The organism is Rhodanobacter sp. OR92 (assembly GCF_000427545.1).
GTDB lineage: Bacteria > Pseudomonadota > Gammaproteobacteria > Xanthomonadales > Rhodanobacteraceae > Rhodanobacter > Rhodanobacter denitrificans.
In genome coordinates this window covers 13,419-25,835 of record NZ_ATYF01000001.1, presented here as the reverse complement: position 1 = coordinate 25,835, position 12,417 = coordinate 13,419, and the positions used below count along the sequence as shown (strand labels likewise).

Here is a 12,417-nt window from a genome sequence, read left to right as displayed (position 1 = left end):
CACGGAGCCCGACCATGCACCTGTTGCACCGGCTGCTGACCACCGCGGCCCTGGCCATTGCCTGGCCCGCTGCCGCCGCCAGCCTGCCGAACCGGCCGGTGCCGTCGCTGGACCTGCATCGCTACGCCGGCCAGTGGCACGAGATCGCGCGCCTGCCGATGTACTTCGAGCGCAAGTGTCTGGACGCCGTCGTCGCCACCTACACGCCGAACCCCGACGGCACCGTCCACGTCCACAACACCTGCCGCACCAGCAAAGGCCGGATGTCCGTCGATGGCGTGGCGCGGATGAAGGACGACCAGCCGGCGGCGCTGGAAGTGCGCTTCGCGCCCGCCTGGCTGACCTGGCTGCCGATGGCGTGGGCCGACTACTGGGTGATCGAGGTGGACGCCGGCTACCGGTGGGCCGTGATCGGCAGCCCCGGGCGCAAGCACCTGTGGATACTCTCGCGCCGCCCCACGATGGATCGCGCGCTGTTCCAGACCCTCAAGGAACACTCGCGCCAGCGCGGCTACGCGGTCGACCAGCTGATCATGACCGCACCGCTGGATTGATCGCCGGGCGCATCACGAAAAACCGGCGAACGCAGCCCGCGCCTCAGTCGAGCGGAAAGATCGCCGCTGGCGCCAACCCGAGCCCCAGGCCCACGATCAGGCGCAGGCGCGCCTCGAGCGGCGACAGGTTGCCCACCGGCAAGCGCGCGCCGCACATCAGCGCGAACAGCTAGGCGGTTTCCTCCAGCGTGTCGGTGCCCTGGCTGATCACCACGCCGTCCGGCGGCTGCGCACCGGCGGCGAGCGCCTCGACGCGCTCGACCAGCTGCAGCACGTTGACCAGCGACATCGCGCGGCTCGGCACGGTAAGCGCGTCGGTCGCGGTGACTTCGATCCCCGCTGGCAGCTGCACCCCCACCAGCAGTTCGGCGGCATGGCCCGTCGGACGAAAACGGCCGACCGCGTCGGCGTGGCCGGCAATCGTTCCCCCGCAGGCAAGCAGTGTCACTCGGCGCATGTCCCACCCTGTCAGGTATTGGCGAAGCACACCATCACGCAGCGCCCCGCTTGCAGAAGCCGCACAGGTAACCCGACAAGCAGGCCTTGTCAAAGAGTGCGCCGGCGCGTGGCGAAGCTCCCGCGTAGACGGCCGGCCACTTCACCTTGCCCCGCAGGCCTGGCGCGCAGCCCAGCTTCTGCACGATCCAGCTGACCCCGACGATGCGCCAGCCGTGGCTGCCGCGCACCAGGCTGAAGCCGTCGATGCCGCAAGGGGACAGCTTGCCGTCGCAGTGGAAATCGCAGGCGCCAGACCCGGGCGAGGTTGCCCTGCACCGTCACCTGCGCAGCCCAGATGCGCTCGCGGAACGCTTCTTTGCTTGCCCTGCGCCGCCAGGTAGCCGGCGTCTGGCTCGATCCCCACCCTGCCGTCGGGCCGCACCATCACGAAACGGGCGCCAGGCAGGATCAGCCGGCGCGAGGCGCCCACGTCATGCCCGGCCTTTGCCGCGAACAACGCGTCGACTGCGCCGAACGCTTCGCGCGGCGATGTGCCGGAGGTGTCTTTCGCCGGCACGTTGGTTGCCGCCGGCCAGCATCGTGAAGGCGGCGCCCAGCGTCGCAAGGGCGGTCATCCGCAGGTTCACGCCGGGGCCTCGGTGGCTTCGGCGGCTATCGCCATCCTGTCGCCGGTGCGCCGGCAACACCATGACCGGCGCCAGGGCCAAAGCCCACGGGATCGGCCTGGACATCATTTGCCCTCGCGTGAGCCGTGCCGCGCCATCATGAGCGATGCGGCGCCACCGGCCCGTGTCGGAAGCCTTTCGATGAAAATAGCTTGCAATTGAATTGCGCGCTATGTAAATTGCGCGACCATGAGCTCCCCCCGCACATCGCCGACGCCTGCCGCAGACTCCACGCCCCGGCTGGACGCGCAGCTGTGCTTCGCCCTGTACTCGGCCGGCCTGGCGATGAACAAGGTCTACCGCAAGCTGCTCAAGCCGCTGGATCTCACTTACCCGCAATACCTGGCAATGATGGTGCTGTGGGAGCACGAAAGCCTCAGCGTGTCGGAAATCGGCGAGCGGCTGTTCCTCGACTCGGCCACGCTCACCCCGCTGCTGAAGCGGCTGGAGACGGCGGGATGGGTGACGCGGCTGCGCTCGCGCGACGACGAGCGCCATGTGGTGGTCTCACTGACCGCGCGCGGCAAGGCGCTGCAGGCGAAGGCCGGCAAGGTGCAGGAGTCGGTGTTCTGCGCCACCCGCTGCACGCCGGACCAATTGCTGCACCTGAAGCGGGAATTGCAGGCACTTCGCGGCAAGCTGTCCGATGCCGCCTGACTCGCGTATCCCATTTGTGCAGAAACATAGCGCGCTATTTCATAGCCAGCTATGCATATCGGAATACCCCGCAACCCCCAAGAAGGAGACACACCATGTCCATTGAAAAAGTCCTGTATCGCTCCAAAGCCACGGCCACCGGCGGCCGCGACGGCCGCGCGACCTCGTCCGACAACGTGCTCGACGTCCGGCTGACCACGCCGAAGGAACTCGGCGGCGCCGGCGGCGACGGCACCAACCCGGAACAGCTGTTCGCCGCCGGCTACTCGGCCTGCTTCCTCGGCGCGATGAAGTTCGTGGCGGCCCAGCAGAAGCTGCAACTGCCGGCCGATACCCGGGTGACCGGCCAAGTCGGCATCGGCCCGATCCCCACCGGCTTCGGCATCGAGGTCGAACTGACCATCTCGATCCCCGGCCTGCCTCGGGCCGAGGCCGAAGCGCTGGTGCAGAAGGCGCATATCGTGTGTCCGTACTCCAACGCCACCCGCAACAACATCGACGTCACGCTGACCATCGCCTGAGCGCCCGCGCCTTGGCCGGCCGCCAGAGGCGGCCAAGGCGCGAACGACTGCCGCGCGTGGTGCCGGGGCACGTAGACATTTCCCGCGCGGATTCCGGATAAGCTTCGAACCGGCATCACCGCCCCCGGCATCACGCTCGAACAGATACGCATGAACCAACCGCCTTCCCCGCCGGAGCCGGGCGCCGGCCTCACCTTCAGCAGCGTGATGGATCTCCTGCTCGACGCGATCTGCGTGGTGGACGTCCAGGGCCGCTACCTCTTCGTCAGCGCCGCCTTCGAGCACATCTTCGGCTACGCGCCGGAAGAGGTCATCGGGCGGCCGATGATCGGGCTGGTCCATCCCGATGACCGCGAGCGCACCCTGCAGGCGGCGGACGAGATCATGGCCGGCCAGCCCAAGCCGCATTTCCAGAACCGCTACGTGCGCAAGGACGGCCGGGTCATCCACATCATGTGGTCGGCGCGCTGGTCGGAGGCGGATCGCGTGCGGATCGCGGTGGCGCGCGACGTCACCGAGCTCAAGCACGCCGAGCGGATGCAGGCGGCCCTGCATGCCATTTCCGAGGCGGCGCACTCGGCGGAGGACCTGCTGGAGCTGTTCCGGCACATCCACCGCATCGTCGGCGAACTGCTGCCGGCCAACAATTTCTTCGTGGCCCTGTACGACGCGGACAAGGACGAGCTGAGCTTCCCCTACTTCGTCGACGAACACGACCCGCCACCGCCGACGCAGAGCCTGGATTCCGGCACGCTCAGCAGCGAGGTGATCCGCAGCGGACAGGCGCTGCTGCTGACGCCGGAGGCCCGGATGGAACTGCCGCCGCGGGTGCGCCCGATCGTCGGCCGCGATTCGCTGGAGTGGCTTGGCGTGCCGCTCGGCGGGCCGCAGGGCGTGATCGGCGCGCTGGTGGTGCAGAGCTACTCCGGCGAGCTGCGCTACAACGAGCAGGACAAGGCGCTGCTGCAGTTCGTCTCCACCCAGATCGCCGCGGCGATCGAACGCAAGAAGAGCGCGACCCGGCTGCAATACCTGGCCCAACACGACCAGCTCACCAGCCTGCCGAACCGCGGCCTGTTCCACGACCGGCTGCGCACCGCGCTGGCCAGGGCCCGCCGCGACCGGCAGCAGCTGGCCGTGCTGTACCTCGACCTGGACCGGTTCAAGCCGGTCAACGACCACCGCGGCCACGACGTCGGCGACCTGCTGCTGCGCGAGGTGGCGGCACGCATCCGCCACTGCGTGCGCGAATCGGACACGGTCGGTCGCATCGGCGGCGACGAATTCGTGGTGCTGCTCAACGACGCCGGCCACGCCGATCATGCGGTCGCGGTCGCCGCCAAGATCGGCGCCGCCCTGCGGCAGCCGTTCGAGCTGGCCGGCGGCCGGCTGCAGGTGTCGGCGAGCATCGGCATCGCGCTCTATCCGGCCCACGGCGAGGACGCCCGGCAGCTGCTGCGGCGCGCCGACGACGCGATGTACGACGCCAAGCGGCAGGGCGGCGACCAGGCGCGGATAAGCGGCACGCCATAGCAATCCGCGGCGCTCGCCGGTAGCCGCCGGTTCCGCCCTGCTGCTAGGCTCATGCGCGCACCGCGGCCGCGGCGGCGTCACCCGCCCGCCCGCGCCGTTTCCCCGCCACCGAAGCGAAGGTCGAGCTGCCATGACGCGCCATGTCCACGGCTGAGTCCGCCGGCGGCATCGCCTTCGCGCTGGTGCAGGCGAGCAAGCGCTACGGCAGGCTGCAGGCGCTCGAACAGGTCAGCCTGGCGTTCGCCGCCGGCACCACCACCGCGCTGATCGGCAGCAGCGGCTCGGGCAAGTCCACCGTGCTGCGCCTGCTGCTCGGCCTGGAGTGGCCGGACCACGGCCACGTCGAAGTCGACGGCCGCCCCCTGCAGCGCAGCGACGTGCTGCCGCTGCGCCGGCGGGTCGGCTACGTGATCCAGGACGGCGGCCTGTTCCCGCACCTGACCGCGCTGGGCAACCTGGCCCTGCTGCCGCGCCACCTCGGCTGGAAGCGCGAGCGGATCCGCCAGCGCGCGGAACAGCTCGCCGCGCTGACGCATTTGCCGACTGGCGTGCTGGAGCGCTACCCAGCCGAACTGTCCGGCGGCCAGCGCCAGCGCGTGGCGCTGATGCGCGCGTTGATGGCCGATCCCGACGCGCTGCTGCTGGACGAACCGCTCGGCGCGCTCGACCCGGTGGTGCGGCACGAACTGCAGGACGAGCTGAAGCAGATCTTCGACCAGCTCGGCAAGACCGTGATCGTGGTCACCCACGACCTCGCCGAGGCGGCCTGGTTCGCCGAGCGGCTGGTGCTGCTGCGCCAGGGTGCCGTGCTGCAGGACGGGACGTTCCGCGACCTGCGCGAGCGCCCCGCCGATGCCTTCGTCAACCGCTTCGTCGCGGCGCAGCGGCGCCTGCCGGAGGCCCCGTGATGCGCCGCCTGCTGCCCGCGCCAATGCTGCTGGGCGTTTGCCTGCTGCTGGGCGCCTGCCTGCTGCCCGCGCCGGCGCAGGCCGCACCGGTGCGGATCGGTTCCAAGCAGTTCACCGAGTCGGTGATCCTCGGCGAACTGGCGCTGGCCGGCGCGCGCGAGGCCGGCGTCGAGGCGGTACACCGGCGTGAGCTGGGCGGCACCCGCATCCTGTGGCGCGCCCTGCTCGACGGCGAAATCGACGCCTACCCCGAGTACACCGGCACGCTTACCCAGGAACTGCTGAAGGGCCTGCCGGCGAACGCGGATATCGCCAGCTTGCGCGCGCAACTGAAACCCCTGGGCATCGGCATCACCGACTCGCTCGGCTTCAGCGACAGCTATGCAATCGGCATGCGCAGCGATGTCGCCGCGCGGCTGGGCATCGCCGACATTTCCGACCTGCTGCAGCACCCCGGCCTGCGCTTCGGCTTCTCCAACGAGTTCATGGATCGCGGCGACGGCTGGCCCGGCCTGCGCCAACGCTACGGCCTGCCGCAGGCGAACGTGAGCGGCCTCGACCACGCGCTGTCGTACCGCGCGTTGGCCAGCGGCGCGGTCGACGCGATCGACCTTTACAGCACCGACGCGGAAATCCCCTACTACCACCTGCGCACGCTGCGCGACGATCGCGATTACTTTCCACGCTACGACGCGGTCTACCTGTACCGCCTGGCGCTGGAGCAGAGCGCGCCGGCCTTCGTCGGCGTGCTGCACAAGCTCGTCGGCAGCATCGACGAAGACGCGATGCGCGCGATGAACGCGCGGGTGAAGCTGCGCGGCGTGAAGGAAAACGTGGTGGCCGCCGATTTCCTCGGCATCCACGCGGACGGCCACGACGGCGGGCTATGGCCGCACCTGCTCCAGCGCAGCGTCGAACACGTCAAGCTGGTGGCGATCTCGCTGGGGCTGGCGATACTGCTGGCGATCCCGCTGGGCATCCTGGCGGCCCGGCGGCGGCGTCTCGGCCAGTGGTTGATCGGCCTGACCGGCGTGCTGCAGACGGTGCCGTCGCTGGCGATGTTCGTGTTCATGATCCCGCTGCTCGGCATCGGCACCTGGCCGGCGATCGCCGCGCTGTTCCTGTACAGCCTGCTGCCGATCGTGCGCAACACGCATGCCGGCCTGGTCGGCATTGCGCCGGAATTGCGCGAATCCGCCGCCGCGCTGGGCCTGCCGCCCGGCGTGCGGCTGCGCCGGGTGGAACTGCCGTTGGCGCTGCGCTCGATCCTGGCCGGCATCAAGACCGCGGCGGTGATCAACGTGGGCACCGCCACGCTGGCGGCGCTGATCGGCGCCGGCGGCTACGGCCAGCCGATCCTCACCGGCATCCGGCTGGACGACGTGGGCCTGATCCTGCAGGGCGCCGTGCCGGCCGCCGTGCTGGCGCTGCTGGTGCAGGGCCTGTTCGAACTGGTCGAGCGCCGGCTGACGCCGCGCGGACTGCGGCTCGAAGCGCGCCAATAGGTCCGCCTCAGGCCTTCCTCAGGAAACACACCTTCAGCACCAGGCCCTTGATCTTGTCCGAGCTGCCTTCGATGTGCTCATCGTCGCCGTCGACCAGACGGATGTTGCGGATCAGCGTGCCCTGCTTCAGCGGGATCGACGACCCCTTCACCTTCAGGTCCTTGATCACGCTCACCGTGTCGCCGCTGTTGAGCACGTTGCCGTTGACGTCGCGCACCACCAGCGCGGCATCGCCCGCATGCACACTCGCCGCGATCGGCCACTCGTGACCGCAGTCGGCGCACACGTAGTTGTCGCCGTCCGGATAGGTGTTCTCCATCGCGCACAGCGGGCAGGCGGGGATGTCGGACATCGGTCGATCCTGGTTGTTCAATCAATGGGCCGCCGATTATACGGGGCATGCGGCGCGCATCCGGCTGCAGTCGCGAGAGTCGCCGACTCGATTATCCTGAACATCCCCTCGCCGAGGTATCCGTCATGTACCGTTCCCTGCTGCTGTTGCTGGCGCTCGCCATGTCCGCATCCGTTTGCGTCGCCGCCGCGCCGGAGGAAGCCGCCATGGCCGGGCTTCCCCATGTCGCGTTCCCGGCGCCGCACCGCGTGGCCTCCGGGCGGCTGCAGGCCAGCGACATCCCCACGCTGAAGCGCGCCGGCATCCGCCAGGTGATCGACCTCAGCCTGGACAGCGAGACGCCCGACTTCGACGAAGCCGCCGCAATGCGCGCGGCCGGCATCGGCTACCACAACCTGCCGATCCGCGGCGCCGCCGACCTGAGCCGCGCCCGGGTCGTGCAGTTCGACCGCCTGCTGCGCGACGCCGGCGACCAGCCGACCCTGGTGCATTGCGCCAGCGGCAACCGGGTGGGCGCGATGATCGCCCTGCGCGCCGTGCTGCTCGGCGGCCAGTCGACCGACGCTGCGCTGGCGGAAGGCCATCGCTGGGGCCTGCAGGGTCTGGAACCGGCGGTGCGCGAGCGGCTGCAGGCATGGTCGAGCGGCGCCACGGACGTACCGGTGCCGCCCGCACACTGAAGCGGCGCCACGCTGGCGCGAAAGCCGCTGGGCAAGTGGGGTACCATGCGCACCACCCAAGCTGCGCACGGCACGGCCCTGGACCCGATCCCCGCTTCGCCGCCCGTTTCCACGCCGCTGCCGCTGCGCGCGGTGTTGCTGATGCTGGCCAGCGCCAGTTTCTTCGCGCTGATGGCGGTGACGATCCGGTTCGCCTCCGCCCAGTTGCACCCGTTCCAGATCACCTTCTTCCGCAGCACGTTCGGCGCGCTGTTCGCGCTGCCGCTGCTGCACCCGCACGGCTGGCAGCTGCTGCGCACGCCGCGGCTCGGTTTCTACGTGATGCGTTGCGTGCTCGGCATGGGCGGCATGCTGGCCGGCTTCTGGGCGATCGTGAACCTGCCGCTGGCCGAGGCGGTGGCGCTGTCGTACTCCTCGCCGCTGTTCGTCACCATCGGCGCGGTGATCTTTCTCGGCGAAATCGTGCGCCGGCGCCGCTGGAGCGCGGTGGTGGCCGGCTTCATCGGCGTGCTGGTGATCGTGCGGCCCGGCAGCGCGGCATTCACCGCCGGCAGCCTGGTCGCCCTGCTGGCGGCGGCGCTGACCGGCGCGGTGACGATCAGCATCAAGTCGCTGACCGGCAGCGAGCCGGCCGACCGTATCGTGTTGCTGACCACGCTGCTGTGGGTGCCGCTGTCGCTGCCCGCCGCGCTGGCCACGTGGCAATGGCCGCACGCCGGGATCTGGCCGTGGCTGGTGCTGTCCGGCGCGCTCGGCACCAGCGGCCACTGGTGCTGGACGCGCGCGCTGCGGCTGGCCGATGCCTCGCTGCTGGCGCCGTTCAGCTACCTGCAGTTGCTGATCGTGGCGGTGCTGGCCTGGTGGATCTTCGACGAACGGGTGGATCGCTACACGGCAGCGGGCGCGGCCATCATCATCGGCGCCAGCCTGTACATCGCCCACCGCGAGCACAGCCTGGCACGCCAGCGGCGCCGCGAGCGGCGCGCCGCGAACGCCGAGCCACAGATCTGACGGCGCCGCCCAGCGCGGCTCATTCCTCGTCGGACCATGCCGGCAGCTCCGGCAGGTTGGCCATTTCCGCCAGCAGGTCGACCGGCTCGGGCACGGCGGCCAGCGCCAGCGGCCAGCGGCCGACCACCTCGTACCTGCACTGGCCGAAGAAACTGCGGATCAGCACGAACTCGGACACGCGCCACTGGATCGCCGCGACCGACTCCTCGATGGCATCGACGGCATGGCCGTGCAGCATGGCCACGTGCGGCAGGAAGCTGGACACGCCGCTGACTTGCAGGCCCGCGCGAAGCTGCGCCGCGGCCACCGCCTTGCGCAGCTCCAGCGCCGCCGCGGTGGTGAGGCCATCCGCACACAGCACGAACGGGAACTGCCCGTCGCGGGCGCTGAAGCGCATCGCCGAATCCAGCGTGGCCACGAAACTCTGCGCGCGCACTTCGCCGGCCGCGGCCAGCAGTGCGTCTTCCAGCGGCTGGCGCAGCCGTTCGGGCTTGCCCATCGGACACAACGTCAGGTGCAGGCTGTCGACACCGACCGGCGAGCCGCTGACCCGGTGCGACTTGCGGAAACGCTCGCCCACGCCGACGATCGTGCTGCGTGCCTGTTCATCCGGCAGCAACGCGAAGAAATAGCTGATGCCGGCGGCGAGTTCGAACGGATTCGATGAAGTGGAAATGACTACCGCCTCCATGCTTCGCACCAGTAGCCGGTGGCCCCGCAGCTTGCGGACTGCCGGTAACAGGATCCGAGCTTGCCGCTTGTCGGCGGGACGCACAAGTACCCGCCCCGCCGGTCCGTTCAGCGCAGCTGGCTGTCCTTGCTGCCGCGGCGGTTGTACAGGCTGGCGCTGCGCTGCTCCGCGTCCTGCGCCTGCTGGCAGGTCACGCACAGACGCACGCCGGGCACGGCCTGGCGCCGTGCCGCGGGGATCGGCGCGTCGCACTCCTCGCAGCGCTCCAGGCCCGGACCCTGGCGCAATTGCTGGCGCGCGCGCTGCACGCCGTCGTTGACCGTGGCGTCGATCTGGTCCTGCACGGCGCCGTCGCCGGCCCAACCGGTTGCCATGGGAAATCTCCGAAGGTTTGGCGGTATGCGCTTGTCTCGGCGAGGATTTGGGTGCGTCGAAGCAGCGTTTCAAGCCGTTGCGGCGGGCCGCTGCCGGCGGCCACGCGAGGCGCCGCCGGTGCGGCGATTGGCGGCATGGCCCGACGCGGCGAAAGTGCCAGAATGCCGTATTGCCCGCCATGGAGATCAGTCATGAGTCCGTCGTCGCCCATCGCCCCCGCTTCTTCCACGCTGCGCAGCGACGACAGCGTCGCCAAGCAGCTGTTTCTGGGCAACATCGTGGAGGAGAACCTGTTCCCCTACCCGCAGATCCGCGCGCGCGACCGCGAGATGCTGGGGGCGATGACCGACGCGATCGACGAATTCCTGGCCGACAAGGGCGCCGCGCTGAAGCAGTACGACCGCGACGCCGAGCAGCCGGCCGAGTTCATCCAGGCGCTGCGCGAGATGGGCCTGTTCGGCCTGATCATCCCCGAGGCGTTCGGCGGCATGGAGCTGTCCAACGGCGCCTATGCGCGCGTGCTGGGCCAGACCTCCAGCCACGACAGCTCGGTCTCGCTGACCATCGGCGCGCACAGCTCGATCGGCATGAAGGGCCTGCTGCTGTTCGGCAGCGACGAGCAGAAGCAGCGCTACCTGCCGAAGCTCGCCACCGGCGAGATGATCGCCGCGTTCTGCCTCACCGAATCCGGCGCCGGCTCCGACGCCGCCTCGATCCGCACCAAGGCCGTGCGCAACGACGACGGCAGCTGGACGCTCTCCGGCGAGAAGATCTGGATCACCAACGGCGGCATCGCCGATTTCTACACCGTGTTCGCGCGCACCGACACGCCGGAGGGCAAGATCACCGCCTTCCTGGTCGAGGCGAAGTGGCTTGGCGTGAGCCACGGCCCGCACGAGGACAAGATGGGCATCCGCGCCTCGAGCACCACCACCGTCGCGTTCGCCGACGTGCGGGTGCCGGCGGAGAACGTGCTCGGCCCGGTCGGCAAGGGCTTCAAGGTGGCCATGAGCATCCTGAACTCGGGCCGCACCGGCCTGGGCGGCGGCGCGGTGGGTGGCATGCGCACGCTGATCCGGCTGGCCTGCGCGCAGGCGAAGGAGCGCAAGCAGTTCGGCCAGCCGATCGCCGAGTTCGGCCTGGTGCGCGAGAAGATCGCGCAGATGGCAGTGGACTGCTTTGCCGCCGAGAGCGCGGTGTGGATGGTGGCGCACCTGATCGATGGCGGCGGCAGCGACTACTCGGTCGAGGCGGCGATGAGCAAGGTGTTCGCCAGCGAAGCAGTGCAGCGCGCCTCCTACGAGGCGCTGCAGATCGCCGCCGGCAACGGCTTCATGCGCGAGTTCCCGTACGAGCAGATCACCCGCGACACGCGCATCCTGTCGATCTTCGAAGGCACCAACGAGATCCTGCGGCTGTATGTCGCGCTGTCCGGCCTGAAGGGCGTGGGCGCGGGCCTCAGCGAACTGAAGGCCGCGGTGGGCGACATCTTCAACGAGCCGATCAAGGGCTTCGGCGTGCTCGGCAGCTACACCGGCCGGCGCATGCGCGAGGCCACCGGCTACGGCATCGACCGCATCGCGCACGAGCTGTCGCCGCGGCTGCGCAAGGTGGCCGCCACCTACGAGAAGTACACGGTGGAACTGTCCAAGTCGTCCGACGCGCTGCTGCGCCGCTACGGCAAGAAGGCGGCCGACATGCAGCATGCGCAGAAGCGCCTGGCCGACATCGCGATCGACCTGTTCGTGGGCCTGTGCGTGCTGTCGCGCGCCGACAGCCTGGAACAGCAATCGCACCCGGCCGCCGGCGAGGCAGCCAGCATCGCCGAAATTTTCGCGAAGCAGGCGCGCCGGCGCATGGCACGCAACGTGCGCGGCCTGGAGCGCAACGAGGACGCGGCGATCGAGCAGCTGGCCGGCGCGGTGCTCGGGCACGACCGCTACATGTGGGACGTGATCTGAAACCTGCCGAAGGAGAACCCGCCATGAGCATCCCCACCGTCCGCACCAGCACCGGCAACGCGCCGTACGCGGTCGATTTCACCGACGACCAGGGCAACAGCTGGCACGCCGACGAGCCGCTTGAGGAAGGCGGCGCCAACACCGGCCCCGCGCCGCACCGGCTGCTGCTGTCCGCGCTGGGCGCCTGCACCGCGATCACGCTGCAGATGTACGCCGCGCGCAAGGGCTGGCCGCTGCGCCACGTCGACGTTGAGCTGAAGTTCAACCCCGACGGCACGCCGGCCGCGGGCAACGACATCACCCGCGTGATCACCCTCGAGGGCGAACTGGACGGCGAGCAGCGCGAGCGCCTGCTGCAGATCGCCAACAAGTGCCCGATCCACAAGGTGCTGACCGGCGAGGTGCGCATCGCCTCGCGGCTTGGCGGCGATTCGCCGTAACGGGCTGACGCCACGGCCGTCTGGACGGCTGTTCCGAAGCGGACTTCGGGCCGGAATCGCGGCTTCCCGCCATTTCCATGCTTCACTCGACCTTGACACCTTCAC

Annotated in this window: 14 protein-coding genes; 10 read left to right on the top strand and 4 right to left on the bottom strand. The window is 69.8% G+C overall.

The window, feature by feature from the left end; all coding sequences use genetic code 11:
• Positions 1 to 14 precede the first annotated feature (14 nt).
• Entirely contained in the window at positions 15 to 554 is a 540-nt protein-coding gene (locus RHOOR92_RS0100150) for a lipocalin family protein (protein WP_007509229.1), read from the top strand.
• 169 nt (positions 555 to 723) lie between these two features.
• Here the strand turns inward: RHOOR92_RS0100150 and RHOOR92_RS0100140 are convergent, their stop codons facing one another.
• Positions 724 to 1,011, bottom strand: a complete 288-nt coding sequence (locus RHOOR92_RS0100140) for an asparaginase domain-containing protein (protein WP_027489257.1) — start codon at positions 1,009 to 1,011, stop codon at positions 724 to 726.
• An 856-nt stretch (positions 1,012 to 1,867) separates the two neighbouring features.
• Here RHOOR92_RS0100140 and RHOOR92_RS0100130 point away from each other — a divergent pair.
• From RHOOR92_RS0100130 to RHOOR92_RS0100110, 5 genes are all read left to right on the top strand, one after another.
• Positions 1,868 to 2,335, top strand: a complete 468-nt coding sequence (locus tag RHOOR92_RS0100130) for a MarR family transcriptional regulator (protein ID WP_027485697.1) — start codon at positions 1,868 to 1,870, stop codon at positions 2,333 to 2,335.
• A gap of 95 nt (positions 2,336 to 2,430) precedes the next feature.
• On the top strand, positions 2,431 to 2,856 hold the full coding sequence (locus RHOOR92_RS0100125) for an organic hydroperoxide resistance protein (protein WP_015448116.1): 426 nt from the start codon (positions 2,431 to 2,433) through the stop codon (positions 2,854 to 2,856).
• Positions 2,857 to 3,006: 150 nt separating this feature from the next.
• On the top strand, positions 3,007 to 4,389 hold the full coding sequence (locus RHOOR92_RS0100120; RefSeq protein WP_037114610.1) for a GGDEF domain-containing protein: 1,383 nt from the start codon (positions 3,007 to 3,009) through the stop codon (positions 4,387 to 4,389).
• A 140-nt stretch (positions 4,390 to 4,529) separates the two neighbouring features.
• Positions 4,530 to 5,297, top strand: coding sequence for an ATP-binding cassette domain-containing protein (locus RHOOR92_RS0100115; RefSeq protein WP_027489254.1), 768 nt, complete (start codon positions 4,530 to 4,532; stop codon positions 5,295 to 5,297).
• Positions 5,294 to 6,802, top strand: coding sequence for a glycine betaine ABC transporter substrate-binding protein (locus tag RHOOR92_RS0100110; RefSeq protein ID WP_027489253.1), 1,509 nt, complete (start codon positions 5,294 to 5,296; stop codon positions 6,800 to 6,802). The genes RHOOR92_RS0100115 and RHOOR92_RS0100110 overlap by 4 nt, the downstream gene beginning before the upstream one ends.
• Positions 6,803 to 6,809: 7 nt before the next feature.
• Here RHOOR92_RS0100110 and RHOOR92_RS0100105 read toward each other — a convergent pair whose 3' ends face one another.
• A complete protein-coding gene (locus RHOOR92_RS0100105) occupies positions 6,810 to 7,154 on the bottom strand; it encodes a zinc ribbon domain-containing protein YjdM (protein WP_027485693.1) in 345 nt (114 codons plus the stop codon).
• 125 nt (positions 7,155 to 7,279) lie between these two features.
• Between RHOOR92_RS0100105 and RHOOR92_RS0100100 the strand changes: the two genes are divergently transcribed.
• Both RHOOR92_RS0100100 and RHOOR92_RS0100095 read left to right on the top strand, forming a co-directional pair.
• A complete protein-coding gene (locus RHOOR92_RS0100100) occupies positions 7,280 to 7,834 on the top strand; it encodes a sulfur transferase domain-containing protein (protein ID WP_007509248.1) in 555 nt (184 codons plus the stop codon).
• Positions 7,835 to 7,879: 45 nt separating this feature from the next.
• The gene (locus RHOOR92_RS0100095) at positions 7,880 to 8,845 is read left to right on the top strand and encodes a DMT family transporter (RefSeq protein ID WP_051281094.1); all 966 of its coding nucleotides are present in this window, start codon (positions 7,880 to 7,882) and stop codon (positions 8,843 to 8,845) included.
• Positions 8,846 to 8,864: 19 nt separating this feature from the next.
• On the opposite strand, the gene RHOOR92_RS0100090 is transcribed toward RHOOR92_RS0100095, so the two are convergent.
• Both RHOOR92_RS0100090 and RHOOR92_RS0100085 read right to left on the bottom strand, forming a co-directional pair.
• Positions 8,865 to 9,536 (bottom strand): hypothetical protein, encoded by a 672-nt coding sequence (locus RHOOR92_RS0100090; RefSeq protein ID WP_007509253.1) that lies wholly within the window; start codon positions 9,534 to 9,536, stop codon positions 8,865 to 8,867.
• Positions 9,537 to 9,643: 107 nt separating this feature from the next.
• On the bottom strand, positions 9,644 to 9,910 hold the full coding sequence (locus tag RHOOR92_RS0100085; protein ID WP_007509256.1) for a DksA/TraR family C4-type zinc finger protein: 267 nt from the start codon (positions 9,908 to 9,910) through the stop codon (positions 9,644 to 9,646).
• A 192-nt stretch (positions 9,911 to 10,102) separates the two neighbouring features.
• Between RHOOR92_RS0100085 and RHOOR92_RS0100080 the strand changes: the two genes are divergently transcribed.
• Positions 10,103 to 11,872, top strand: a complete 1,770-nt coding sequence (locus RHOOR92_RS0100080) for an acyl-CoA dehydrogenase family protein (protein ID WP_007509260.1) — start codon at positions 10,103 to 10,105, stop codon at positions 11,870 to 11,872.
• 23 nt (positions 11,873 to 11,895) lie between these two features.
• Positions 11,896 to 12,312: an OsmC family protein gene (locus RHOOR92_RS0100075; protein WP_007509262.1), complete on the top strand. Its 417-nt coding sequence runs from the start codon at positions 11,896 to 11,898 to the stop codon at positions 12,310 to 12,312.
• The last annotated feature ends 105 nt before the right edge of the window (positions 12,313 to 12,417 follow it).

Excerpts from the sequence above, each read along its gene's own strand:
- RHOOR92_RS0100150 (WP_007509229.1), top strand. The coding sequence starts at position 15 with ATGCACCTGTTGCACCGGCTGCTGACCACCGCGGCCCTGGCCATTGCC.
- RHOOR92_RS0100140 (WP_027489257.1), bottom strand. The coding sequence starts at position 1,011 with ATGCGCCGAGTGACACTGCTTGCCTGCGGGGGAACGATTGCCGGCCAC.
- RHOOR92_RS0100130 (WP_027485697.1), top strand. The coding sequence starts at position 1,868 with ATGAGCTCCCCCCGCACATCGCCGACGCCTGCCGCAGACTCCACGCCC.
- RHOOR92_RS0100125 (WP_015448116.1), top strand. The coding sequence starts at position 2,431 with ATGTCCATTGAAAAAGTCCTGTATCGCTCCAAAGCCACGGCCACCGGC.
- RHOOR92_RS0100120 (WP_037114610.1), top strand. The coding sequence starts at position 3,007 with ATGAACCAACCGCCTTCCCCGCCGGAGCCGGGCGCCGGCCTCACCTTC.
- RHOOR92_RS0100115 (WP_027489254.1), top strand. The coding sequence starts at position 4,530 with ATGTCCACGGCTGAGTCCGCCGGCGGCATCGCCTTCGCGCTGGTGCAG.
- RHOOR92_RS0100105 (WP_027485693.1), bottom strand. The coding sequence starts at position 7,154 with ATGTCCGACATCCCCGCCTGCCCGCTGTGCGCGATGGAGAACACCTAT.
- RHOOR92_RS0100100 (WP_007509248.1), top strand. The coding sequence starts at position 7,280 with ATGTACCGTTCCCTGCTGCTGTTGCTGGCGCTCGCCATGTCCGCATCC.
- RHOOR92_RS0100095 (WP_051281094.1), top strand. The coding sequence starts at position 7,880 with ATGCGCACCACCCAAGCTGCGCACGGCACGGCCCTGGACCCGATCCCC.
- RHOOR92_RS0100090 (WP_007509253.1), bottom strand. The coding sequence starts at position 9,536 with ATGGAGGCGGTAGTCATTTCCACTTCATCGAATCCGTTCGAACTCGCC.
- RHOOR92_RS0100085 (WP_007509256.1), bottom strand. The coding sequence starts at position 9,910 with ATGGCAACCGGTTGGGCCGGCGACGGCGCCGTGCAGGACCAGATCGAC.
- RHOOR92_RS0100080 (WP_007509260.1), top strand. The coding sequence starts at position 10,103 with ATGAGTCCGTCGTCGCCCATCGCCCCCGCTTCTTCCACGCTGCGCAGC.
- RHOOR92_RS0100075 (WP_007509262.1), top strand. The coding sequence starts at position 11,896 with ATGAGCATCCCCACCGTCCGCACCAGCACCGGCAACGCGCCGTACGCG.